The organism is Pseudomonas sp. NPDC086566, from assembly GCF_050280885.1.
GTDB classification, from domain to species: Bacteria; Pseudomonadota; Gammaproteobacteria; order Pseudomonadales; family Pseudomonadaceae; genus Aquipseudomonas; species Aquipseudomonas vlassakiae.
Genome location: NZ_JBNNWD010000012.1, coordinates 85,633 through 111,021, shown reverse-complemented (window position 1 = coordinate 111,021; position 25,389 = coordinate 85,633). Strand labels below are relative to the sequence as shown.

At 64.8% G+C, this 25,389-nt stretch carries 18 protein-coding genes; 10 read left to right on the top strand and 8 right to left on the bottom strand.

The genetic code is table 11. The features are described 5' to 3' along the window. Positions 1-16: 16 nt before the first annotated feature. The 3 genes from dnaQ to ACQKPS_RS24470 are packed head-to-tail and all read right to left on the bottom strand — an operon-like array spanning position 17 to position 2,060. A complete protein-coding gene (gene dnaQ / locus ACQKPS_RS24480; protein WP_427605770.1) occupies positions 17-775 on the bottom strand; it encodes a DNA polymerase III subunit epsilon in 759 nt (252 codons plus the stop codon). Between the two features lie 51 nt (positions 776-826). Then, complete coding sequence (rnhA, locus tag ACQKPS_RS24475; protein ID WP_054884018.1) at positions 827-1,273, bottom strand: ribonuclease HI; 447 nt, start codon at positions 1,271-1,273, stop codon at positions 827-829. A gap of 13 nt (positions 1,274-1,286) precedes the next feature. Continuing rightward, the gene (locus ACQKPS_RS24470; protein ID WP_254484650.1) at positions 1,287-2,060 is read right to left on the bottom strand and encodes a class I SAM-dependent methyltransferase; all 774 of its coding nucleotides are present in this window, start codon (positions 2,058-2,060) and stop codon (positions 1,287-1,289) included. Between the two features lie 85 nt (positions 2,061-2,145). Between ACQKPS_RS24470 and gloB the strand changes: the two genes are divergently transcribed. The 8 genes from gloB (at position 2,146) to ACQKPS_RS24430 (ending at position 12,629) form a co-directional block, all read left to right on the top strand. Then, positions 2,146-2,925: a hydroxyacylglutathione hydrolase gene (gloB, locus tag ACQKPS_RS24465; RefSeq protein ID WP_254484648.1), complete on the top strand. Its 780-nt coding sequence runs from the start codon at positions 2,146-2,148 to the stop codon at positions 2,923-2,925. A gap of 100 nt (positions 2,926-3,025) precedes the next feature. Then, a complete protein-coding gene (locus ACQKPS_RS24460; RefSeq protein ID WP_254484647.1) occupies positions 3,026-4,450 on the top strand; it encodes a lytic transglycosylase domain-containing protein in 1,425 nt (474 codons plus the stop codon). Between the two features lie 279 nt (positions 4,451-4,729). Then, a complete protein-coding gene (locus ACQKPS_RS24455; protein ID WP_427605792.1) occupies positions 4,730-6,502 on the top strand; it encodes an extracellular solute-binding protein in 1,773 nt (590 codons plus the stop codon). Next, positions 6,499-8,325 carry an extracellular solute-binding protein gene (locus ACQKPS_RS24450; RefSeq protein WP_254484645.1) on the top strand — a complete coding sequence of 609 codons (1,827 nt, stop codon included), beginning with the start codon at positions 6,499-6,501 and terminating at the stop codon, positions 8,323-8,325. Before ACQKPS_RS24455 ends, ACQKPS_RS24450 begins: the two co-directional genes overlap by 4 nt. A 1-nt stretch (position 8,326) precedes the next feature. Then, positions 8,327-9,400: a microcin C ABC transporter permease YejB gene (locus ACQKPS_RS24445; RefSeq protein ID WP_027919080.1), complete on the top strand. Its 1,074-nt coding sequence runs from the start codon at positions 8,327-8,329 to the stop codon at positions 9,398-9,400. Between the two features lies 1 nt (position 9,401). Next, positions 9,402-10,421, top strand: coding sequence for an ABC transporter permease (locus tag ACQKPS_RS24440; RefSeq protein ID WP_054884024.1), 1,020 nt, complete (start codon positions 9,402-9,404; stop codon positions 10,419-10,421). Position 10,422: 1 nt separating this feature from the next. After that, the gene (locus ACQKPS_RS24435) at positions 10,423-12,024 is read left to right on the top strand and encodes an ABC transporter ATP-binding protein (RefSeq protein ID WP_427605769.1); all 1,602 of its coding nucleotides are present in this window, start codon (positions 10,423-10,425) and stop codon (positions 12,022-12,024) included. A 347-nt stretch (positions 12,025-12,371) separates the two neighbouring features. Next, positions 12,372-12,629, top strand: coding sequence for a DUF3077 domain-containing protein (locus ACQKPS_RS24430; RefSeq protein ID WP_427605790.1), 258 nt, complete (start codon positions 12,372-12,374; stop codon positions 12,627-12,629). Positions 12,630-12,995: 366 nt separating this feature from the next. Here ACQKPS_RS24430 and ACQKPS_RS24425 read toward each other — a convergent pair whose 3' ends face one another. Continuing rightward, positions 12,996-15,185, bottom strand: coding sequence for a TonB-dependent receptor (locus ACQKPS_RS24425; protein ID WP_427605768.1), 2,190 nt, complete (start codon positions 15,183-15,185; stop codon positions 12,996-12,998). 192 nt (positions 15,186-15,377) lie between these two features. Here ACQKPS_RS24425 and ACQKPS_RS24420 point away from each other — a divergent pair, with 192 nt between their 5' ends. Together ACQKPS_RS24420 and ACQKPS_RS24415 are read left to right on the top strand one after the other, a co-directional pair. Continuing rightward, the gene (locus ACQKPS_RS24420) at positions 15,378-18,308 is read left to right on the top strand and encodes an aminotransferase (RefSeq protein ID WP_427605767.1); all 2,931 of its coding nucleotides are present in this window, start codon (positions 15,378-15,380) and stop codon (positions 18,306-18,308) included. Between the two features lie 61 nt (positions 18,309-18,369). After that, entirely contained in the window at positions 18,370-19,275 is a 906-nt protein-coding gene (locus ACQKPS_RS24415) for a LysR family transcriptional regulator (RefSeq protein WP_254484635.1), read from the top strand. Positions 19,276-19,301: 26 nt separating this feature from the next. On the opposite strand, the gene ACQKPS_RS24410 is transcribed toward ACQKPS_RS24415, so the two are convergent. The 4 genes from ACQKPS_RS24410 to kdpB form a co-directional block, all read right to left on the bottom strand. Further along, positions 19,302-19,997 carry a response regulator gene (locus tag ACQKPS_RS24410; RefSeq protein WP_427605766.1) on the bottom strand — a complete coding sequence of 232 codons (696 nt, stop codon included), beginning with the start codon at positions 19,995-19,997 and terminating at the stop codon, positions 19,302-19,304. Then, positions 19,994-22,648: a DUF4118 domain-containing protein gene (locus ACQKPS_RS24405; protein ID WP_427605765.1), complete on the bottom strand. Its 2,655-nt coding sequence runs from the start codon at positions 22,646-22,648 to the stop codon at positions 19,994-19,996. The genes ACQKPS_RS24410 and ACQKPS_RS24405 overlap by 4 nt, the downstream gene beginning before the upstream one ends. A 124-nt stretch (positions 22,649-22,772) precedes the next feature. Further along, on the bottom strand, positions 22,773-23,318 hold the full coding sequence (gene kdpC, locus ACQKPS_RS24400; RefSeq protein WP_283725625.1) for a potassium-transporting ATPase subunit KdpC: 546 nt from the start codon (positions 23,316-23,318) through the stop codon (positions 22,773-22,775). 10 nt (positions 23,319-23,328) lie between these two features. After that, positions 23,329-25,383 carry a potassium-transporting ATPase subunit KdpB gene (kdpB, locus tag ACQKPS_RS24395; protein ID WP_427605764.1) on the bottom strand — a complete coding sequence of 685 codons (2,055 nt, stop codon included), beginning with the start codon at positions 25,381-25,383 and terminating at the stop codon, positions 23,329-23,331. Between the last annotated feature and the right edge of the window lie 6 nt (positions 25,384-25,389).

Here is a 25,389-nt window from a genome sequence, read left to right as displayed (position 1 = left end):
CTGTCTGCGCCGCCTATTAGCTGGCAGGCGCCTCGGTCAGCGTCTGCCACAGCGAAGGCCCGCCCGCTGATTTGGCCACCGCCGCCAGCCGTTCGGCGTGGGCTTCCAGTTCTTCCGCGTTGGCCATGATCACCCGCCCCGGTGCCCGCCCGACGATGCGGCGAATCTCGCTGCCGCCAGCGCCCCGCCCATCACCCTCACTGTCGGCGCCGTGCCCGGCCAGCGACAGGCTGGTCTGGCCGCCGGTCATCGCCAGGTAGACGTCGGCCAGCAACTCGGAGTCGAGCAGTGCGCCGTGCAATTCACGGCCGGAGTTGTCGATGTCGTAGCGTTTGCACAGCGCATCGAGGCTGTTGCGCTGCCCCGGATGGCGGGCACGGGCCAGCAGCAGGGTATCGAGGATGGTGCAGTGCTTGGAAATGTCGGCGCGGTCGCTCTGCCCCAGCAGGGCGAACTCGTTGTTGATGAAGCCGACGTCGAACGCCGCGTTGTGGATGACCAGGGTGGCGCCCTGGATGAATTCGAAGAACTCTTCGGCCACATCGGCGAAGCGCGGTTTGCCGACCAGGAACGCATCGGTGATGCCGTGGACGTTGATCGCGCCCTCGTCGCTCTCGCGGTCGGGCTGCAGGTAGACGTGGAAGTGCCGCCCGGTCAGGCGCCGGCCAATGACCTCGACACAGCCGATCTCGATGATCCGGTGGCCTTCAGTGACCGGCATACCGGTGGTTTCGGTATCGAGAATGACCAGGCGTTTATCTTGCTGCTGCTCCACGCGGGGCGCTCCAACTTGCATCCGTTACAAAGGCGGCGATTGTACCGCAGCTCAACGCTTGGCGCGCACTTCCTCGACGCCACGGTTGGCCAGCTGGTCGGCACGCTCGTTGCCGGGGTGGCCGATATGTCCGCGCACCCACTTCCAGGTGACCTTGTGGCGGTTGACCTGCTCGTCGAGCAGTTGCCACAGGTCGGCGTTCTTCACCGGCTCCTTGGCCGCCGTCTTCCAGCCACGCTTCTTCCAGTTGGCCATCCACTCGTTGATGCCCTTCATCACATACTGCGAATCGGTGGTCAGCACCACTTCGCATTCACGCTTGAGCGCCATCAGCCCCTGGATCGCGGCCATCAGCTCCATGCGGTTGTTGGTGGTTTCGCGCTCGCCGCCCCACAGTTCCTTTTCGACGCCCTTGAAGACCAGCAGGACGCCCCAGCCACCTGGGCCAGGGTTGCCCTTGCAGGCGCCATCGGTATACATCTCGACGCTATCGCTCATGTACCACTCATGTTCAGTGCTTGTCGGTATCCGGCCTGGCGACGGTGCGGTTGACCTTGGCCAGTGGCAGCGGCAGCAGCTTGCCCATCGGTTCGCGGCGCACCTGGCGCAACGGCCTCAGGCCAACCACCATCTTGCGCGCCACCAGCAGGTAGACCCCGCCGCCGGCACTCTGCCAGCCACCCGCCATCCGTTCCCAGCCTGCCAGGCGTTGCTGCCAGGCCGGCGAAGTGAGCGGCGGACGATAGCACCCGAAGCGGCGTTTCTCCAGCGCGAAGCCCAGCAGGTTGAGCCAGTCGCCGACCCGTGACGGCGAGATGCAGCGTGCCTTGCGCAAAGCGCCATGGCTGAAGAAATGGCGCAGGCCCCAGCCGCTCCAGGGGTTGATGCCGACGATGAGCAGGTGCCCACCGGGGCGCACCGCGCTGGCCGCCTCGCGCAGCAGGCCGTGGGGCGAAAGGCTGAAGTCCAGCCCGTGTTGCAGCACCACGACGTCAGCGGCGTGCTCGCCCAATGGCCAGGCCTGCTCCTCGCAGACGATCTCCACCCCCGGCAACGGCGCGCCAAGGCGCACGTTGCGCTGCACCTGCGGCGCGCTGGGCGGCGCCTCGGCACAAGGGCCATAGTGCACTAGGTAGCCACCGAAGAAGCGCCCGAGTTCTTCTTCCAGCAGTTTTTCCTCTTCCTTCAGCATCAGCCGGCCGAGTGGGCCGTTGAACCACTCACGGGCCAGGCTGATCAGTTCGACCCATTCCGGGTCGGCCTGAGCAAAGGCTTGGTCGGTCATTGCGCTCTCCCTCGAAGGTTCCCGCACCGCGCCATCGTGGCTAAGATGCCCTCATGTGCCACCCATGGCGATACGGATCCGCACCATGATACAGATCGACGCTCTCCCCGCTTTCTCCGACAACTACATCTGGTTGTTACAGGATACTGCCAAACGCCGCTGCGCGGTGGTCGACCCGGGTGATGCCGGCCCGGTGGAAGCCTGGCTGGCTGCCAACCCCGGCTGGACGCTGGACACCATCCTGGTGACCCACCACCACCATGACCATGTCGGCGGTGTCGAACGCCTCAGGCAACAGACCGGTGCCCGTGTCTGCGGCCCGGCCCACGAACAGATCCCGGGCCGCGACCTGGCGCTGGACGAGGGCGATCAGGTCAGCGTCCTGGGCGTGACCTTCCAGGTACTGGCCGTGCCTGGCCACACCCTGGGGCATATCGCCTATTTCAGCGATCAGCCCGCGACACCGCTGCTGTTCTGTGGCGACACCCTGTTCGCCGCCGGTTGCGGGCGCATGTTCGAAGGCACTCCGGAACAGATGCAGCCTGCCCTGGCCCGCCTGGCAGCGCTGCCGGAGCAGACCGAAGTCTATTGTGCCCACGAGTACACCCTCAGCAACCTGCGCTTCGCCAAAGCTGTGGAGCCTGCCAACCCCCACGTTCTGCAGCGTTTCGAAGACGTTACCCGGTTACGCGCCGAAAATCGCATCAGCCTGCCTTCCACGATCGGCCTTGAGCGCCTGACCAACCCGTTCCTGCGTACCGCTGAAACATTAGTTAAACAAAAAGCAGACGAATGGAAGGGACATTCAAACGACTCGCAGGTCACTGTTTTTGCTGCTTTGAGGTCTTGGAAGGACCACTTCTGATAACCTCAAGATATATCGCAGAGGGTTCACAACGGTTGACCCAGGCGGGAGCGGTTTCTAGAATCGCCGAAATTTTTCGCTCGGAAACCTGTGTCAGCCGATGTCTTCCCGTAGCCGCAGAACCGCTCATTCAGTCGCCCTGACGCGACTGGCCCAGATCAGTGCGCTGGCGCTGGCCGCCACACTGGTGGGCTGCCAGAGCACCCGTCAGCTCGATGAAGCCGACAGCGTTCGCGCGCACAACTACCAGGCCCGGATCAAGCACAAGCCCTCGCCGCTGGCGGTCAAACCTGCCGAACCGCCGCAGGATGTGTGGGAGCGCATGCGCCAGGGCTTCGCCCTGCAAGACAATATCGACGTCAACCCACGCATCGAGCAACAGCGCCTGTGGTTCGCCAGCAACCCGACGTTCCTCGAAAGTGCCGGCGAGCGCGGCAGCCTGTACCTGCACTACATCGTCGAACGCCTCGAAGAACGCGACATGCCGCTGGAGCTTGCGCTGCTGCCGGCCATCGAGAGCGCCTACAACCCAATGGCCTACTCGCGCGCCAGTGCAGCGGGCATGTGGCAGTTCATGCCTGCCACCGGTCGCCATTTCAACCTGCGCCAGACCAACTTCTATGACGGCCGTCGCGACATCACCGCGTCGACCAACGCCGCGCTGGACTACCTGACCCGTCTGCACGACATGTTCAACGGTGACTGGCTGTTGGCACTGGCGGCCTACAACGCCGGCGAAGGCACCGTCAGCCGCGCCATCGAGCGTAACGAGAAGCTTGGCCTGCCCACCGATTACTGGAACCTGCCACTGCCGCAGGAAACCCGTGACTACGTGCCCAAGCTGCTGGCACTGTCGCAGGTGGTCTCCACGCCTGAGGCCTATGGTGTGAACCTTACACCGATCGCCAACGAGCCCTACTTCGAAGCGGTGGCCATCAACGACCGCCTCGACCTGTCGCGAGTCGCCGCCTTCGCCAATATCGACGAAGACGAACTGATCCAGCTCAACCCGGCCTTCAAGAAACGCATGACCGTGGACGGCCCCAAGCAGCTGCTGGTGCCAACCGCCAAGGCGCAACTGCTCAGCGACAGCCTGTCCAACCTCAAGCCCGAGCAACTGGTCAGCCTGCAACCGAACAAGGCCGTATTCGCCGCCGCCGTGGCCGAAGCCAGCGCACCTGCGGCGCGCAGCTATCGAGTCAAGCGTGGCGACAGCCTGAGCAGCATCGCCAAGGCCAATCGTGTCGCGGTCAAGGACATCCAGCGCTGGAACAAATTGCCGGGCAACCGCGTGAAAGCCGGCCAGGTGCTGGCCCTGCGCGGCGGCAGCGCTCCGAGCGCTGCGGGCAACCGCGTGGCAGCCTCGGGGCAGCGCTCTACCCAGTACAAGGTGCGCAAGGGTGATTCTCTGTATCTTGTAGCCAAACGTTTCAACGTCGAGATGCAGCACCTCAAGCGCTGGAATCCGCGCAGTGGTCATGCGCTCAAGCCAGGCCAGACGCTGACTGTCTACCTGTCCCACTGATGTAACCTCGGGGTTGCTTTGCAGCCCATTCGCGGGTCAAGCCCGCTCCCACCGGCATATCAATGGCTGTGAGCCTGTGTGGCACCTGTGGGAGCGGGCTTGACCCGCGAATGGGTCAGAAAAAGACCCTCTAGAATTCCGCTGCACCTTCTCTTTTTCCATACCCGCCAAGCTGTTACTGTACTCCGACCAAAGCCCAACGCCTCTGGATCGGATGCCGACTTGATACGTCCCCTCCTGCTGTCACTCAGCCTGGCCTTGAGCTTCCCCGCCGTCGCGATGGTGAGCGAAAGCCACGGATACGCGCAGTTCGGCACGCTCAAGTACCCAGCCACATTCACCCACTTCGACTGGGTCAACCCGCAAGCGCCCAAGGGCGGCACCTTGCGGGCCATGGCATTCGGCACCTTCGATACGCTCAACCCCTATACCTTCAAGGGCACCAGCCCGGTCACCACGCCGAACTTCCTGCAATACGGCGTCAGCGAGCTGAACGAAACGCTGATGGTCGGCACCGGCCAGTACGACCCGTCCGGTGACGAGCCCACCTCCAGCTACGGCCTGATCGCCCGTTCGGTGGAATACAGCGAGGACCGCAGCTGGGTGGTGTTCAACCTGCGCCCCGAAGCACGCTGGCATGACGGCGCGCCGATCACCGCAGCCGACGTGGCCTTCTCGTACCGCACGCTGCTCAAGCAAGGCCACCCGATCTACCGCACCAACCTGCAGGAAGTGCAGCGGGTCGACATCCTCGGCCCGCTGCGCATCCGCTTCGTCTTCAAGCGCGCCGGCAACCCGTTGCTGATCCTGCGCCTGGGCGAAATGCCTGTCTTGCCCAAGCATTACTGGCAAAAGCGTGACTTCGAGACCACGACCTTCGAGCCGCCGCTGGGCAGCGGGCCGTATCGCATCACTCAGGTCGAGCCTGGCCGCCGCCTGGTGTTCGAGCGGGTGAAGAACTACTGGGGCAAGGACCTGGCGGTAAACCGCGGCAAGTACAACTTCAACCGCGTCGAATACGAGTTCTACCGCGATGCCACCGTGGCCTTCGAAGCGTTCAAGGCCGGTGAGTTCGACATCTATATCGAGCACCAGGCCAAGAACTGGACCAACGGTTACAACTTCCCGGCCGTGCGCCGTGGCGACGTGATCAAGGCGCAGATCCCGCACCGCATCCCTACTCAGACCCAAGGCCTGTTCATGAATAGCCGCCGGGCCACCTTCAGCGACCCCAGGGTGCGCCAGGCGCTGGGCCTGATGTTCGACTTCGAGTGGACCAACCGTGCGCTGTTCAGCAGCGCCTACCGCCGCGCCAGCAGCTACTATCCCAACAGCGAGTTCGCGGCCAGCGGCGTACCCACCGGCAAGGAATGGCTGCTGCTGGCGCCGTTCCGCGACCAGTTGCCCGACCAGCTGTTCACCCAGCCCTATCAGGTCAGCCACACCGATGGGCGCGGCATCGGCCGCCAGACACTGCGCCAGGCCCTGGGCCTGCTGAACCAGGCCGGCTGGAAGCTCGACGGCCAACGCCTGGTCAATGCCAAGGGCCAGCCGCTGCGCATGGAACTGCTGCTGGTGAACCCGAGCCTCGAACGCATCCTGCAACCCTATGTCGAAAACCTGGCCAGCATCGGCATCGAGGCGCGCTTGCGCACTGTGGACCGTGCCCAGTACAAACAACGCCTGGACCAGTTCGACTTCGACATGATCCTGATGACCCTGAACCAGACCTTGAGCCCGGGCCTGGAACAATGGCTGTACTTCCATTCCAGCCAGGCTTCGACCAAGGGCAGCAAGAACTATGCAGGTGTCAAGGACCCGGTGGTCGACCACCTGCTCGACACCCTGCTGGCCGCGCGCACCCGTGATGACCAGGTCGCCGCCGTCCGCGCCCTGGACCGCGTGCTGTCATGGCAGTACTACATGATCCCCAACTGGTACCTAGACAATCACCGCCTGGCCTACCGTAACCGGTTCGCCTTCGTCACCACACCGCCCTATACCCTCGGGCTGAATACCTGGTGGCTAAAGCCTTCGGAGAAAGCCCAATGAAGCCGACGCATCGCCTGGCCTGCAGCCTGCTGTTCGCCTGCCTGAGCCTGCCCGCGCTGGCAGCGCCGCAGCACGCGCTGACCCTGTACGACGAGCCGCCGAAATACCCGGCCGACTTCAAGCACTTCGACTACGTAAACCCCGACGCGCCCAAAGGCGGCACGTTCCGCCAGTCCAGCTTCGGTGGCTTCGACAGTCTCAATCCGTTCATCAACAAAGGCGTGTCAGCCGAAAACATCAGCATCATCTACGACACCCTGATGCGCCAGAGCCAGGATGAGCCGTTTACCGAGTACGGCCTGGTCGCCGGCAAGATCGAGAAAGCCCCGGACAATAGCTGGGTGCGTTTCTACCTGCGCCCCGAAGCGCGCTTCCACGATGGCCACCCGATGCGCGCCGAGGACGTGGTGTTCACCTTCAACGCCCTGATCAAGGACGGCGCCCCCCTCTACCGCCAATACTACGGCGACGTCGCCGAAGTGGTTGCCGAAGATCCGCTGCGGGTGCTGTTCAGGTTCAAGCACAAGAACAACCGCGAGCTGCCGTTGATCCTCGGCCAGCTGCCAGTGCTGCCCAAGCACTGGTACGAAAACCGCGAGTTCAACCGCGGCAACCTGGAAATCCCGCTCGGCAGCGGCCCGTACAAGGTCGCCGAGGTCAAGGCCGGGCGCACCATCCGTTACGAGCGGGTCAAGGACTACTGGGCCAAGGACCTGCCGATCAATCGCGGTTTCTATAACTTTGACGTCATGACCTTCGACGCCTACCGCGACACCGCCGTCGCCCTGGAAGCGTTGAAGGCCGGTGCCTTCGACTACGCACTGGAAGTCAGCGCAAAAAACTGGGCAAGCGCCTACAACGTGCCGGCCGTTCGCGAAGGCCGCCTGATCAAGGAAGAGCTGCCCAACGGTAACCCCACCGGGATGCAGGGCTTCGTCTTCAACATCCGCCGCCCGCTGTTCCAGGACGTGCGCGTGCGCGAGGCGCTGAGCCAGTTGCTGGACTACGAATGGACCAACAAGCAGTTGTTCAACGGCGCCTACACCCGCACAGGCAGCTTCTTCGAAAACTCGGAAATGGCTGCCCGCGGCCTGCCCAGCGCCAGCGAGCTTAAGATCCTCGAGCCGCTGCGCGGCAAGATTCCAGACCAGGTCTTCAGCGAGGCCTTCCACAACCCGGTCAGCGATGGCAGCGGCATGATCCGCGAGCAACAGCGCAAGGCCTACAAGCTGTTGCAGGAAGCCGGCTGGAAGATCGTCGACGACAAGATGGTCGACGCCCAAGGCAAGCCGGTGGTGATCGAGTTCCTGCTCGCGCAGACCGAGTTCGAGCGCATCCTGCTGCCATTCAAGCGTAACCTTGCCGACCTGGGCATCGACCTGAACATTCGCCGCGTCGATGTCTCGCAGTACATCACCCGCCTGCGCTCGCGTGACTATGACATGATCGTCAGCGGCTTCGCGCAGTCCAACTCGCCGGGCAACGAGCAGCGCGAGTACTGGAGCAGCAGCGCCGCCGACAACCCCGGCAGCCGCAACTTCATCGGCCTGCGCGACCCGGCCATTGACCAACTGGTGGAACAGTTGATCAATGCCGATTCGCGCCAGAGCCTGATCGACCATTGCCGGGCGCTGGACCGCGTATTGCTGTGGGGTTACTACGTGATCCCCAACTGGCATATCAAGACCTGGCGCGTGGCCTACTGGAACCACATCGGCCACCCCAAGGTTTCGCCCAAGTACGACGTCGGCATCGACACCTGGTGGATCAAGCCCAACGTCACCCCTGCCGTGACCGAAACCCCTGCAGACGAGGCCAACTGACATGCTGGCCTACATCCTGCGGCGCCTGCTGCTGATCATTCCGACCCTGTTCGGCATCCTCATCATCAACTTCATCATCGTCCAGGCTGCCCCCGGCGGCCCGGTGGAACAGATGATCGCCAAGCTCGAAGGCTTCGAGGGCGCCACCAGCCGCATTGCCGGCGGCGGCGCCGAGGTCTCGGTGGCCGGTTCCAACTACCGCGGCGCCCAGGGCCTGGACCCGGCGCTGATCGCCGAAATCGAGCACATGTATGGCTTCGACAAATCGGCGCCCGAACGCTTGTGGATCATGATCAAGAACTACGCCACGCTGGACTTCGGCGACAGCTTCTTCCGCGACGCCAAGGTCATCGACCTTATCGCCGAGAAGATGCCGGTGTCGATTTCGCTGGGGCTGTGGAGCACGCTGATCATGTACCTGGTGTCGATTCCGCTGGGCATCGCCAAGGCGGTGCGCCACGGCAGCCACTTCGACGTCTGGACCAGCTCGGCGATCATCGTCGGCTACGCGATCCCTGCGTTCCTGTTCGCCATCCTGCTGATCGTGCTGTTCGCCGGCGGCAGCTATTTCGACTGGTTCCCGCTGCGCGGCCTGACCTCCAACAATTTCGACGAGCTGTCCACCACCGGCAAGGTGCTCGACTACTTCTGGCACCTGGTATTGCCGATCACCGCGCTGGTGATCGGCAACTTCGCCACCATGACCCTGCTGACCAAGAACAGCTTCCTCGACGAAATCAACAAGCAGTACGTGGTCACCGCCAAGGCCAAGGGCCTGAGCCGGCCACGGGTGCTATACGGGCATGTGTTCCGCAACGCCATGCTGCTGGTGATCGCCGGCTTCCCGTCGGCATTCATTGGCATCTTCTTCACCGGCTCCCTGCTGATCGAGGTGATCTTCAGCCTCGATGGCCTGGGCCTGATGAGTTTCGAAGCGGCGATCAACCGCGACTACCCGGTGGTCTTCGGCACCCTGTTCATCTTCACCCTGCTCGGGTTGGTGGTGAAACTGATCGGCGACCTGACCTATACCCTGGTCGATCCACGCATCGACTTTGCCAGCCGGGAGCACTGACATGGCCCTGTCCCCCCTCAACCGCCGGCGCTTCGAGCGCTTCAAGGCCAACCGCCGCGGCTGGTGGTCGCTATGGCTGTTCCTGATCCTGTTCGGCCTGAGCCTGGGCGCCGAGCTGATCGCCAACGACAAGCCGATTGCCGTGCGCTACGAAGGCTCGTGGTACTTCCCGGCGTTCAAGCGTTACCCGGAAACCACCTTCGGCGGCGAATTCCCGCTGGAGGCCAACTACAAGAGCCCGTACATCCGCGACTTGCTGCAGAAGAAGGACAGCCTGGTGGTCTGGGCGCCGATCCCGTTCAGTTACCAGAGCATCAACTACGACCTGCGCGTACCGGCCCCGGCGCCACCCTCGGCCGATAATTGGCTGGGCACCGACGACCAGGGCCGCGACGTGCTGGCGCGGGTGATCTACGGCTTCCGTGTGTCGGTGCTGTTCGCCATCACCCTGACAGTGTTGAGTTCCATCGTCGGCGTCATTGCCGGCGCCCTGCAGGGCTTCTACGGCGGCTGGGTCGACCTGGCCGGGCAGCGCTTCCTGGAAATCTGGTCCGGCCTGCCGGTGCTGTACCTGTTGATCATCCTCGCCAGCTTCGTGCAGCCCAACTTCTGGTGGCTGCTGGGCATCATGCTGTTGTTCTCGTGGATGAGCCTGGTGGACGTGGTACGTGCCGAGTTCCTGCGCGGGCGCAACCTCGAATACGTGCGCGCGGCCCGCGCCCTGGGCATGCGCAACGGCGCGATCATGTACCGGCACATCCTGCCCAACGCGATGATTTCGACCATGACCTTCATGCCATTCATCCTCACGGGTGCCATCGGCACCCTGACCGCGCTGGACTTCCTCGGCTTCGGCCTGCCACCCGGCGCGCCGTCGCTGGGTGAACTGGTCGCGCAAGGCAAGTCCAACCTGCAAGCCCCGTGGCTGGGCATCAGCGCCTTTGCCGTACTGGCGATCATGCTGAGCCTGCTGGTGTTCATCGGCGAGTCCGCCCGCGATGCCTTCGACCCGAGGAAGTGAAATGAGCGAACAGAACCTGATCGAAGTGCGTGACCTGGCCGTGGAGTTCGTCACCGGCGAACAGGTCAACCGAGTGGTTGACGGCATCAGCTTCGACATCCGCAAGGGCGAGACCTTGGCCCTGGTCGGCGAAAGCGGCTCGGGCAAATCCGTCACCGCACACTCGATTCTGCGGCTGCTGCCCTATCCACTGGCGCGCCACCCCAGTGGCAGCATCCGCTATGAGGGCAAGGACCTGCTGCAGCAGAACGAAAAGGCCCTGCAGCGCATTCGCGGCAACCGCATCGCGATGATCTTCCAGGAACCGATGACCTCGCTGAACCCGTTGCACTGCATCGAGAAACAGATCAACGAAATCCTCCTGCTGCACAAGGGCCTGACGGGCAAGGAAGCCACTGCGCGCACACTGGAACTGCTGGAAATGGTCGGCATCCCCGAACCGCGCAAGCGCCTGAAGGCCCTGCCCCATGAGCTGTCTGGCGGCCAGCGCCAGCGGGTAATGATCGCCATGGCCCTGGCCAACGAGCCGGAGCTGTTGATCGCGGACGAACCGACCACTGCGCTGGATGTGACCGTGCAGTTGAAGATCCTCGACCTGCTGAAAAAGCTGCAGGCGAAGCTGGGCATGGCCCTGCTGCTGATCAGTCACGACCTCAACCTGGTGCGCCGCATCGCCCATCGGGTGTGCGTGATGCAGCGCGGGCAGATCGTCGAACAGGCCGAGTGCACCACGCTGTTCAGCACACCGCAGCATCACTACACGCAGATGCTGATCAACGCCGAGCCCAGCGGCCTGCCGGCGCATAACCCGGTAGGGGCGCCGCTGCTGGAGGTGAACGACCTGAAGGTGTGGTTCCCGATCAAGAAGGGGCTGTTGCGCAAGACGGTTGATCATGTGAAAGCGGTGGACGGCATCAACTTCAGCCTGCCCCAGGGGCAGACGCTGGGCATCGTCGGCGAGTCCGGGTCGGGCAAATCGACACTGGGCCTGGCGATTCTGCGGTTGATCTCCAGCCAGGGCGGGATCCGCTTTCATGGGCAACCGCTCGAAGGGATGAACCAGAAGCAAGTGCGGCCCCTGCGGCGGGAAATGCAGGTGGTGTTTCAGGACCCCTTCGGCAGCCTGAGCCCGCGCATGTGCGTGGCGGATATCGTTGGCGAGGGGTTGCGGATTCACAAGATCGGCACGCCTGAGGAACAGGAGGCGGCGATCATTGCGGCGCTGGAGGAAGTGGGGCTGGACCCGCGCACCCGCCATCGCTACCCGCATGAGTTTTCCGGTGGCCAGCGCCAGCGCATCGCCATTGCCCGGGCGCTGGTGCTGAAGCCGGCGCTGATCCTGCTGGATGAACCGACCTCGGCGCTGGACCGCACGGTGCAGCGGCAGGTGGTGGAGTTGCTGCGCAATCTGCAGGCCAAGTACAACCTGACCTACTTGTTCATCAGCCATGACCTGGCCGTGGTGAAAGCGCTGAGTCACCAGTTGATGGTGATCAAGCACGGGCATGTGGTGGAGCAAGGGGATGCACGGGAGATCTTCCATGCGCCGCAACATGTTTATACGAAACAATTGTTGGAGGCAGCGTTTTTGGGGGATGTTTGAAGTATTTAGAATCAGATTTAACCCCTAGCTTGTAGTCCATTTCCCAAAGATACTCTGGGCGCTCTTTTTCCGTTGCGGCTGTCTGGGTCGGGCCCTAGTCTCGGTTGGTCGCTGAACATCAGCGATGCGGCTTTGACAGGCCGGAACTGAAAGAAGGTGCACCCGCGTCGCCCTCAATGGCGGCTGTGCGTGTGGGCACGCTTGCGTGCGCCGGTCTTTCCTTTCTTTCCACCGGTCTGTCAACCCGCGCACAGCTGCCACCCAACCGTTTGACAGCGGTTGGATGGCAGCAAAACCGGAAAAAAGGAGATATTTATGCTGAAGATTGTTCCCGACCCACCCACGACATTCATTCCCTCGAAGACACCGTCGGCAAGACCACCTTCTTTCAAGGTGAAAAACAGACCCACCCATTGTTCCGCATCGAACCCGGCATTCCTTGCCAGGATGCCCGTGAACAAGCCTCGGAATTGATGGGCTATGTGCGCGAACTGACCATCCTCGGCCTGATGGACGAGAAACCCATGATGATCTGGGCCTCTCATTATCTGAGCGCGATGGCCAAGGCGTTGATGGATGACGCCGAACTCGGCATGAGGCATTGATCGGCCGGGGCTGGTAACGCATCACGGCCACCAAGCGTTCGCCGATAGATGTGCAGCGCCTATCAGATCGAGCGCCGCCCGCGCGGCGCATCGCGAGCTTTGCTCGCTCCTACGTTTGTTTCGGGCCAATTATTCCTGTGGGATTTGCGCGCGAACGCCTTGGCGCATGACTCGATATTGTGTCGTACCAACAAGGCGGCAGCGCGCGCCTGTCACAGGCGTTACTGGCCCGAAACAAACGTAGGAGCGAGCAAAGCTCGCGATGCGCCGCGCGGGCGGCGCTCGATCTCACAGGCGCTGAAAACCCCTTGGCATGCACCTGTCAGCCCTGCTGCAATCCCCAGGAGGACCGCACCAGCCCTGCCATCAGAAATCAATGGTACCGGAGAACTTCACCAGGCGCGGATCACCCTGGGTCAGGTAGCCGCCGTTGGCCGAAGCCCAGTAGTTCTTGTCAGTCAGGTTCTCGACGTTGACCCGCAGGGTCAGGTCCTTCTCCGCCACTTTCAGCTTGTAGCGGGCGCCGGCATCGAAGCGGTTCCAGGTCGGCAGGCTGACGTTGTTCGCCGCATCGACGAACTGGCCACCGGTGCGCAGCATCCGCGCATTGAGCGCCAGCCCCGGCACGCCCGGCACATCCCAGTCGACGCTGGCATTGAGCTGGAAGGTCGGCACGCCGATGGCGTGGTTGCCGTCGTTGGTGCCGTTGGCGGTGTTCTTCTGCTCCGAAGTCATGCGCGTGCCACCGGCCATCAGGCGCAGGCCTTCGACGGGCTCGCCGAACAGGCTCAGTTCCAGGCCCTTGTTCACCTGCTCGCCATCGCGGATGAAGACGTTGTTTAGGGTATAGCCGTCCGACGGTTTCTCGATACGGAACACGGCCAGGTTCGCGCCATAGGTCAGGCGGTCGAACTTGATGCCGGCCTCAAGCTGCTTGGTGCGGCCAGGCGGGAACATCTCGTTGGCGTTGGATACATTGCTTGGCGCTGTCGCGCCCTGGGCCAGGCCCTCGATGCGGTTGGCGTACAGCGAGATGCTGTCGGTGGCCTTGAACACGATGCCGTACACCGGTGTGGTGATCGACTTGTCGTACGGGTCGCCTTTGCGGCTGCCATCGTTGGCCGGGTTGGCCACGCCCTTCGAGGTGCTGCCATCGTAGGTGTAGCTTTCCACCCGAAGCTGCTGGCGGCGCAGGCCGTAAGTCAGCAGCAGGCGGTCATCGAACACACCGAGGGTGTCAGAAATGGCGATGCTGCGGGCGCGGGTCTTGCCGGTCACGCCTGGATCACCCATGTCACCACCCGTGCTGGTCACCGTGGCCGGTTTGGACTGCTGCACTGTGTTGTAGATGTCGGTGCTGATCGGCGAATAGAACGTGTAGGCGTTCTCGGCCTGGGTCCACATCGTGTTGGCACCCAGCGCGATCTGGTGGCTGATCGGGCCCGTCTGCAGGCGGCCGTTGAGGCCTGTGCTGAAGCTGGTGTTGTCTTCGCCATGGACGATGTCGGACGGTGTCATGGTGGCAGCACCGCTGTTGCCGCTCAGCACTGGCGTGCCGTAGGTACCCTGTTCACGGGTATGGCGTGCACCGCCTGCCAGGTAGGCAGTCCAGCTGTCGTTCAGGTCCCATTCGCCGCGGACCATGCCGAAGGTGTCTTCCGCCTCGCTGTAGCTCCAGCTCTGGCCATAGTTGTGGCTTGCATCCGGTGCGGTCGGCGCCTTGGTCGTGGCGCTGCTCAGGCGCACGGAGTTACGCAGGTGGTTGATGCGCTGCTTCTGGTAACCGATGTCGGTCGAAACACGGAAGTTGTCACCTCGGTAGTCCAGGCCTGCGGTGAACAGCTTGGTGCGCTGGTCCTGGTCGCCGACGGCGGTTTCGCCTTCGCGCTGGCTGAGGTTCAGGCGGGCGCCGAAGCGATTGTCTTCACCAAAGCGCTGCCCGATGTCCAGGTGCTCGCCGATTCGGCCATTGGAGCTGATGTCCTGGGTGTAGCGGCGGGTCGGCTCATCGCCCGCGCGCTTGGGCTGCAGGTTGACGTTGCCGCCCAAACCGGTGCCGGTCGGGCTCACGCCGTTGAGAAAGGCATTGGGGCCTTTGAACACTTCGACCCGCTCGACGCCGTCAGTGGACATGATCTGACGCGGCAGGATGCCGTACAAGCCATTGAAGGAAATGTCGTCTCCCGCCAGTGGCAGGCCTCGGATCACGAAAACCTTGGCTTGGTTGCCGAAGCCGTAAGACTCCCGCACCGAAGGGTCGTTGGCCAATACGTCTCCGATGTCCTCGGCCTGCTGGTCTTCGATCAGCTTGGAGGTGTAGCTGGTCATGGTGAACGGCACATCCATGTAGTCCTGGTTGCCCAACACACCCATCTGGCCACCGCGGGCGACCTGGCCGCCAGCGAACGCCTCGGGCAACGCGCCGGGTTGGGCTTTCAAGGCATCGGCATTGACATCCGTCGCTTCCAGCTGGATCGGCTCGGCAGCTTGCGCCATCAGGGTCAAGGAACAGCAAATCGCCAACAATGTTGGGCGTGACGGAAAACGGGACGACATGGTGTAAGTCCTGATGGCATTGGATTGAGAAGGCAAGAGCAAATGGTAATGCTTCCCAAATTCAAACATCAACCCTATCGACAAGGCTAAGTGCCATCTCTCATCAGAAATTCTGATCACGATCATCTTTCATCATCAACCATATCGGGAATAGATTCTCTCCCGTCAACCCCGGCAACAACGGTAGAGCTCATGTCCAGCCCACAACAAAACCCCGCCTCCCCTGCCCTCGACACGCTGATCCAGCGCTCCGCCCTGCCCAGCCCTGCGCTCAGCGAAGCTCAGGCGCATGCACTGTTGGAGACGCATTACGGCCTGGATGGCGACTTGACGCCGCTGGGCAGCCAGCAGGACCTGAACGTGCGCGTGGACGCGGCGCAAGGGCGGTTCGTGTTCAAGGCCTGCCATGGCAGCTACGCCGAGGTTGAATTGCAGGCGCAGCACGCCGCCCTCGCCTACCTGCGCGAGCAGGGTGTGCCGGTGCCCGCCGTGCGGGCGGCACAAAATGGCGGCACCTTGCTGGCAGTGACCATCGACGGGCAACCCCTGCGTGTACGCTTGCTCGACTACATTGACGGCCAGCCAGTGACCCGCCTCAAGCACATGCCACCGCGCCTGATGGCTGAACTGGGCAGGCTGTGCGCACGGCTCGACGCCGCCTTGATCCACTTCGACCATCCAGGCCTGCTGCGGACCCTGCAATGGGACCCGCAGCATGCCCAGGCGCTGATCACGCACCTGCTGCCGGTGCTGCAGGACGCCACGCAACGCGCCCGCATCGAACAGGCCACGCGCCTGGCCAGCGAGCGCCTCGCGCCCTTGGCAGAGCGGCTGCCAACCCAGGCCGTGCACCTGGACATCACCGACGACAACACCGTCTGGGCCCGCGACGACCAGCGCCAATGGCAACTGCAAGGTGTCATCGACTTCGGCGACCTGTCGCGCACCTGGCGCATCGCCGACCTCTCGGTGACCTGCGCTGCGCTGCTGCACCATGCCGAAGGCGACCCGCTGCGTATCCTGCCGGCAGTCAGCGCCTACCAGGCCCTCAACCCGCTGACCGAAGCAGAGCTGCGTGCGCTGTGGCCGTTGGTACTCAACCGTGCGGCGGTGCTGGTGCTGAGCAGCGCGCAGCAACTGGCCGTTGACCCGGACAACCAATACACCCGTGACAACGTCGCCCATGAATGGGAAATCTTCGATACGGCTACGGCCGTGCCATTCGCCTTGATGGAGGCGGCCATTCTCCAGGCGGCCGGCCTGCCAGCCGACGCAGCCGAGCTGACGGGCTGTGCGCCGCTGCTGCCCGAGCTGGCCGGGCTGGCGGTCAAGCGCCTCGACCTGGGCGTGCTCAGCGCACATTGCGAAGCCGGCAACTGGGAACAGCCGGGCTTCGACCAGCACCTGCTGAGCGCGCAACCGGCGCCGGCTTGCAGCCTGCATGGCCAGTACCGGCTGTCACAGACCCATATCGATCGCCCCGAAGAACCGGCCACCTGCGCGCTGGGCGTAGAGCTGCATGTGCCCAATGGCTGTGCGGTTCAGGCGCCCGAGGCGGGCATCTGGCACGGCGACGGCGACGGCCGCGGCTGCCTGCGCACGCCACACTGGGCCTTGTGGCTGCAAGGCCTGGAAGATGCCCCGGCCGATGGCCAGGCGTTGGCAAAAGGGCAATCCTTGGGCAGCAGCTGCGGCTACCTTAGTGTCCAGCTGTGCCTGGACACCCGCATCCAGCCGCCATTCTTCGCCACACCGTCCCAGGCTGCCGCCTGGCTGGCCCTGTGCCCGTCGCCTGCCGCGCTGCTGGGCTTCGATTGCGATGCCGAACCGTTGCCCGACCCCCAGGCCCTGCTGGCCCGTCGCGACGCCAGCTTCGCCCGCTCGCAGAAGCACTACTACGCGCAACCGCCGCAGATCGAACGTGGCTGGCGCAACTACCTGATCGACCTGCAGGGCCGGTCATACCTGGACATGCTCAACAACGTCGCCGTGCTGGGCCACGGCCACCCGCGCATGGTCGCCGAATCGGCGCGCCAGTGGTCGCTGCTCAATACCAACTCACGCTTCCATTACGCCGCCATCACCGAGTTTTCCGAGCGCCTGCTCGCCCTCGCGCCCGAAGGCTTCGACCGGGTGTTCATGGTCAACAGCGGCACCGAGGCCAACGACCTGGCGATCCGCCTGGCCTGGGCCTACAGCGGTGGCCGCGACCTGCTCAGCGTGCTGGAGGCCTACCACGGCTGGTCGGTGGCCACCGATGCCATTTCCACCTCCATCGCCGACAACCCGCAGGCCCTGGAAACCCGCCCGGACTGGGTGCACCCGGTAGAGGCTCCGAACACCTTCCGCGGCCGCTTCCGCGGTGCCGACACGGCCGCCGACTACCTGCGCGACGTCGACACCAAGCTGGCCGACCTCGATGCCCGTGGGCGCCAACTGGCCGGCATCATCTGCGAGCCGGTGTACGGCAACGCCGGGGGTATTTCGCTGCCGGCCGGTTACCTGCGCGAGGCGTATGCCAAGATCCGCGCCCGCGGTGGCGTGTGCATCGCCGACGAAGTGCAGGTCGGTTATGGCCGCCTGGGCGAGTACTTCTGGGGCTTCGAGGAACAGGGCGTGGTGCCCGACATCATCACCATGGCCAAAGGCATGGGCAACGGCCAGCCGCTGGGGGTAGTGATCACCCGCCGTGAGATCGCCGAGGCCCTGGAGGCCGAGGGTTACTTCTTCTCCTCGGCCGGTGGCAGCCCGGTCAGCTGCCGCATCGGCATGGCGGTGCTGGACGTGATGCAGGAGGAAGGCCTGTGGGACAACGCCCGCGACACCGGGCGCTATTTCAAGGCGCGCCTGCAGGCACTGGTCGACAAACACCCGCTGGCTGGCGCGGCGCATGGTTCGGGCTTCTACCTGGGGCTGGAGCTGGTGCGCGACCGTGCAACCCTGGAGCCGGCCACCGAGGAAACCATGCTGCTGTGCGACCGCTTGCGTGAGCTGGGGATCTTCATGCAGCCAACCGGCGACTACCTGAACATCCTCAAGATCAAGCCGCCGATGTGCACCACCCGGGCCAGTGTCGACTACTTCGTCGACAGCATTGACCGGGTGCTTGGCGAGGGCCTGTAAGGGCTATCAACCGGGCCGGCGAGTGGTCATACTTTCCGGCCTCTTCCTCAGGTTTGCGGACATGGCCTTCAGCAGCGACTCCCTGGCAATTTTCCTCGCGGTGCTGGAAGCGGGTTCGTTCTCTGCCGCCGCCCGCAAGCTGGGGCGTGTGCCGTCGGCCGTGAGCATGGCCATCGCGCAACTGGAGGCCGAACTGGACCTGGCCCTGTTCGACCGCGCCACCCGCAAGGCCTTGCCGACCAGCGCCGCCCTGGCCCTGGAGCCCCAGGCGCGGCAGGTGATCTGCCAGCTCAACCTGCTCGACGCCCAGGCCCTGCAACTGCACCAGGGGCTGGAAAAGCGCCTGAGCATCGCCATGGCCCCAGAGCTGCAGACCGGCCGCTGGAGCCAGCCGCTGGAAACCCTGGCGAAGGAATTTCCCAGCCTGGAGATCGAAGTGCGCTCGGCGACCCAGACCGAGGCAGTGCGCTTGCTGCACGAAGGCAGCGTGCAACTGGCGCTGGTGTTCGAACGCCCGGGGATCGATGAGCGCGAGTCTTTTCTTGAAGCGGGGAGCCAGCTGCTGGTGGCCGTCGCGTCCCCGCGTCATCCGGCTGGCAGCAACAGTGGCACGCCGCTGCCTGAGGAAGCGTTTGCCGAACAACGGCAGATCATCGTGGCCTCCGGCAAGGCCACCGGTTCGGACCCGCGCATGGTGCTGTCGCGGCGCATCTGGTTGACCGACAGCTACCTGGCAACGCTCGACCTGGTGCAGTCCGGCCTGGGCTGGGCCTACCTGCCGCAGCCGCTGGTGGAGCCCCTGATTGCCTCAGGTGCGCTGGCCGAGGTGCGCTTTGACAACATGGCCAGCCGGTTGCGGCTGTGGGTAGACATCATCTGGCTGAAGCCACGGCCGTTGGGGCTGGGGGCCAGGCGCTACCTGGAAGTCATGCGCCAGCTGTTCGACAAAGAACCCCCCAGGGCCTGAAACAGCGCGCTCCCACAGGGATCACCTCAGTGCTGAGGTGCCACCAGCCGATACCCCACCCCCGCCTCGGTAATGATGAACCGCGGCGCCGTTGGGTCATCGCCAAGCTTCTGCCTTAAATGCCCCACCACGATTCGCAGGTAATGGGTGTCGTCGACATGGGTCGGCCCCCAGATGTCCTTGAGCAATTGCTGCTGGGTAATCACCCGCCCCGGATGCCCTGCCAACTGCGCCAGCAGGGCATACTCCTTGCGCGTCAGCGCGATCTCCACCCCCGCCAGGGTGACTTTGCGAAAGGCGAAATCCACCACCAGCGGCCCGAAGCTTGCCGTCACTTCGCTACCACCGGACTGCGGCACCTGGCGCAACAGCGCCCTTACCCGGGCGAGAAACTCCTGGATGCCGAAAGGCTTGGTCACGTAGTCATTGGCGCCGCCATCCAGCGCATCGACCTTCTGCACCTCACTGGCCCGCACCGACAGCACCAGCACCGGCACCGCGCTCCACTCGCGCAACTCGCGCAGCACCTGCTGGCCGTCCATGTCGGGCAGGCCCAGGTCGAGCACCACCAGGTCGGGCTTGGCCAGCGCGGCCTGGGCCAGGCCTTCGCTGCCGGTGGCGGCTTCGATCACCTTGTAGCCTTGGGAAGTGAGGCTGATGCGCAGGAACTTGCGGATCTGAGGTTCATCGTCAATGACCAACAGGGTGGCGGGCTGGCTCATGGGGTTTCGCTTTCGGCTTCGGGTTGCTGGGGCAGCGGCAAGCATAGAGTGATGCAGGTGCCGTGGCCATCGATGCCTTCACCGACCAGGATCTGCCCGCCGTGAGCACCGATCATGCCCTGGCAGATCGCCAGCCCCAGGCCGGTGCCCTGCCCGCCGCGATCGCCACGGGCAGCGGTGTAGAACATGTCGAAGATCTTTTCGCGTTCGGCCAGCGGGATGCCGGGGCCTTGATCGCTGACGGCAAAGTGCAGTTGCTCATCCTGTACCGAGACCTGCAGGTCCAGCCGGCCTTGTGCGGGCGAGAAGCGTGCGGCGTTTTCCAGCACGTTGATCAGCGCCTGCTCGATCAACGCCGCATGCACGAACAGCAGTGGCAGCTCGCCGGGCACCTCGGTATGCACCTGCAAAGGCGCCAGTACCGCGCGCAGGCGGTTGAGGGCGCTGCCTACTATGTCGGCCGGGGCCACCCAGTCGCGGGCAAGCTTGAGGCCGCCGTGGCCGAGGCGGGTCATGTCCAGCAGGTTCTGAATGTAGCGGTCCAGGCGTTCCGCTTCGTTACGCGTGCCTTCGAGCAGCTCGCGGCGGTCTTCGACGGGGATCGCCTCGCCCAGCGCCAGCAGGCTGTCGATGCTGCCGCGCATGGCGGTCAGCGGGGTACGCAGGTCGTGCGACACCGAGGCCAGCAAGGCGCTGCGCAACTGCTCGGTTTCGCCGTGCAGGCGGGCGGCTTCGAGCTGTTCGGCCAGCCGCGCACGGGCCAGGGCCTGGGCCAGGGGTTGGCCGAGGGCCATCAACAGGCGCCGGCGCTGGGCACTCAGTGGCTCGCCTGAGCGCGGGCGTACACCGAGCAGGGCCAGTGGCTGGTCGTCAACCGCCAACGGCCACCACCACCAGCGGCCATTGGGCAAGGTATCGCTGCCGTGGCCTGCTGCCTGGCCGTGCTGCCAGGCCCATTCGGCGGCGGCACGCTCGTTGTCGCTCAACGCCTGGGCTTCGCCACTCGCCACCTGCAGCAGGCCTTCGCTGTTGCGCTCCAGCAGGCAGACCTGCACCTCTTTCCAGCCATTGAGGTGGCGACCGGCAGCGTTGAACACCGCCTGGCGGTCGGTGGCCACGGTCAGCCGGCGCGACAGGTCGAGCAGCTGGTTGGTCTGCGCCTGGGTTTCGCGCAGGGCCTGCAGCTGGCTGCGCTGGCGGGCCGCGAGGTTGCCGGTGAGGGCCGCCATGAGCAGGAAGAACACCAGCGTCAGCACGTCTTCCTCACGCTGGATGGCGAATGAGAAATTCGGCGGGATGAACAGGAAGTCGTAGGTCAGGAACGACAGCGCCGCACAGGCCAGCGACGGGCCCAGGCTGCTGCGCACCGCCACCAGCAGTACGGCGGCAAGGAACACCAGCGAGATGTTGGGCAGCGCCAGCGCGCTCGACACGCCCCAGGCGAGGCCCGCTGCCAGCATCGTGGCGAGCAGCGCCAGCAGGTAGTGGCGCCACACCCACACCCGGCTGACCACTGCACGTGCCGGCCGTGCCTGACTGTCGCGGTCGAGTATGTTGATCTCCAGGCCGTGGCTTTCACGCAGCAGCCGGGCGGCGACGCCGGCTCCGAACAGGCGCCGCCGCAACCGGTCACGGGATTGCCCGACCAGCACCAGGCTGGCGCGGCGCTCGGCGGCGTGCTGGATCAAGGTCCGGGCCACTTCGCCGGCACGCAGCAGCACCACCTCGCCGCCCAGCCGCTCGGCCAGTTGCTGGGCCGCCTGCAGGCGCTGACGGGCGGATTCGTCACGCAGCCGGCCGTTGTCGACGTGCACCAGGCTCCACGGCAGGTGGCGGCGCTGGGCAACACGGCTGGCGTGGCGCACCAGGCGCTCGGCCTGCTCATCACCATCCACGCCCACCAGCAGGCGCCCGCGCAAGGCAGGCGCCGCTTCGCCGCGCAGGCGGTAACCGTGGGCCAGGTCGGCGTCGACCTGGGCGGCGGCAGTCTGCATGGCCAACTCGCGCAGGGCGGTGAGGTTGGTTTGCGAAAAGTACGCATCGATGGCGGCCCGAGCCTGCTCCGGCACGTACACCTTGCCCTCGCGCAGGCGCTCGAGCAGTTCGCGTGGCGGCAGGTCGATCAGCACCAGTTCGAAGGCTTCCTGCAGCACCCAGTCCGGCAGGGTTTCACGCACCTGTACGCCGGTAATGCCGCGGACCTTGTCGTTGAGGCTTTCCAGGTGCTGGACATTGACCGTGGTGTACACGTCGATACCGGCGGCCAGCAACTCCTGCACGTCCTGCCAGCGCTTGGCGTGGCGGCTGCCGGGGGCGTTGGTGTGGGCCAGTTCGTCGACCAGGGCCAAGGTCGGGGCAGCCTTGAGCAAGCCGTCGAGGTCCATTTCCTCGAGGGTGACGCCACGGTATTCGCTGCGCAGCAGGGGTTGCTGGAGCAGGCCGCCGAGCAGCGCTTCGGTTTCGGCGCGGCCGTGGGTTTCGACCACCCCGGCCAGTACCTGCACACCCTGGCGTTGCTGGGCGTGGGCGGCCTGGAGCATGGCGAAGGTCTTGCCCACGCCCGGGGCGGCGCCAAGAAAGACCTTCAGCCGGCCGCGACCGCTGCGCGGGAGGGTGGCCAACAGCGCGTCTGCGCGGGTGGAGTCACTCATGTTTCGTCCTTTGATTTGCACTTACTTCTCTGGCCTCATCGCGAGCTTTGCTCGCTCCTACGGACGAACGCATAGCCCCGTAGGAGCGAGCAAAGCTCGCGATGAGGCCCGCAACCCAGCCCCATTAGAGGCGATCAAGTGCCTGGTTCAGGGCCAGCACATTGACCACCGGTGGCCCGATCAATGGGTGGAGGGTGGCCTCTTCCAGCAAGGCTTGCAAGCGCTCCACCGGCACCTGCCGCGCCGCCGCTACCCGAGGAATCTGGTAGGCCACCGCTTCCGGTGGCAAGTGCGGGTCCAGACCGCTGCCCGAGGTGGTCAGCAACGCCTGGGGCACCGGCCCCAGTTGCGCCTGGTATTGCGCTGCGGCATCACCCTTGACCCGCTCGGCCAAGGCCGGGTTGCTCGGCGCCAGGTTGCTCGCGCTACTGGACACGGTAGCAAAAGCACCCGCCGAAGGCCGTGAATGGAACCAGCCATCACCCTGGAAATCCTGGGCGATCAAGGCCGAACCACGTACCTGTCCGCGCTCATCGCGCACCAGGCTGCCATTGGCCTGCTCGGGGAACGCCAGCTGGGCAACCCCGGTCACCGCCAGCGGGTAAAGCGCGCCGGTGACCACGGTCATCAGCAGGATCAGGCTCAGCGCCGGGCGTACATAACGATTCATGATGGCCTCCTCAGACCAGGTGCAGGGCAGTGAGCAGCAGGTCGATCAGCTTGATCCCGGCAAACGGCACGAGGATGCCGCCCAGGCCGTAGATCAGCAGGTTGCGCCGCAACAGGTGCGCCGCGCTCGCCGCCTGCACGCGCACGCCGCGCAGGGCCAGCGGGATCAGCACGATGATGATCAGCGCGTTGAACACGATCGCCGAGAGAATCGCGCTCTGCGGGCTGGCCAGGTGCATCAGGTTGAGCACGCCAAGCTGCGGATAGATGGCGGCGAACAGCGCCGGCAGGATGGCGAAGTACTTGGCCACGTCGTTGGCGATGGAGAAGGTGGTCAGCGCACCACGGGTCACCAGCAGCTCCTTGCCCACCTGCACCACGTCCAGCAGCTTGGTCGGGTCGCTGTCCAGGTCGACCATGTTGGCCGCCTCGCGCGCGGCCTGGGTGCCATCGTTCATGGCCATGCCGACATCGGCCTGGGCCAGCGCCGGGGCGTCGTTGGCGCCGTCGCCGCACATCGCCACCAGGCGGCCATCGTTCTGCTCCTGGCGGATACGGGCCAGCTTCTTCTCCGGCGTGGCTTCGGCGAGCACATCGTCCACCCCGGCCTCGGCCGCGATGGCGGCGGCGGTCAGCGGGTTGTCACCGGTCACCATCACGGTGCGGATGCCCAGCTTGCGCAGCTCGGCGAAACGTTCGCGGATGCCCGGCTTGACCACGTCCTTGAGGTGGATCACGCCGAGCAGGCGTTTGTCCAGGCACACCAGCAGCGGGGTGCCACCGCTCTGGGCGATGCGCTCCACTTCACGGGCCAGCGCGGCAGGCAAGTCCAGGCGCTGCATGCCGACGAAGGCCAACACGGCATCGACGGCACCCTTGCGGTAGCGGCGCTGCTGGAAGTCGATACCCGACAGGCGGGTCTCGGCGCTGAAGGCGATGGCCTGATACTGCCCGGCAGACGGCTCGACGAAGTCGTGCAACTGGCGCAGGTACTCCACGATCGACTTGCCTTCGGCCGTGTCGTCGGCCAGCGAAGCGAGCAAGGCCCCCTCCCCCAATTCCTTGGCGGTCACGCCCGGGGCCGCATGCAGGGCGCTGCAGCGGCGGTTGCCGAAGGTGATGGTGCCGGTCTTGTCGAGCATCAGCGTGTGCACGTCGCCGGCCGCCTCCACCGCGCGGCCGGAGCGGGCGATCACATTCAGGCGCACCAGGCGGTCCATACCGGCGATGCCGATGGCCGAGAGCAGGCCGCCGATGGTCGTGGGGATCAGCGTCACCAGCAGCGCAGCGAGAAAGATCAGCGGCAGGCTGCCGCCCGCAAAATGGGCGAACGGTTGCAGGGTCACCACCACGATCAGGAAGATCAGGGTCAGGCCGATCAGCAGGATGTCGAGGGCGATTTCGTTGGGGGTCTTCTGCCGTTTGGCGCCTTCGACCAGGGCAATCATGCGGTCCAGGGTCGACTCGCCGGGGTTGCTGGTGATGCGGATCAGCAGCCAGTCGGAGACCAGCCGGGTGTTACCGGTCACGGCCGAGCGGTCGCCGCCGGATTCGCGGATGACCGGGGCGGATTCGCCGGTGATGGCCGCTTCGTTGACCGCCGCGATGCCTTCAAGCACCTCACCGTCGCCAGGGATCATCTCGCCAGCCACCACCCGCACCACATCGTCCTTGCGCAGTGCCGTGGCGGCAACGCTTTCGAAACTGCCATCGCGCTTGCGGCGCTGCGCCGTCAGCCCCTGGCTACCCGCCTTGAGGCTGTCGGCGCGGGCCTTGCCACGGCCTTCGGCAAGGGCTTCGGCGAAGTTGGCGAACAGCACGGTGAACCACAGCCACAGGGCAATCTGCGCGGCAACGCCGCTGCTGACACCATTGCCAGGCGCGAAACACAGTGCGGTGGTGAGGATGGCCGTCAGGGCGACCACCAGCATCACCGGTGCCCGCTTCAACTGGCGCGGGTCGAGCTTGACGAAGGCCTGTACCAGCGCCGGGCGCCACAGGGCCGCGAAACGGGTCTGATCCTTGGCGCTGTGTGAGGCTTTCACTTCAGGAATGGGCATGTTCATGGATGA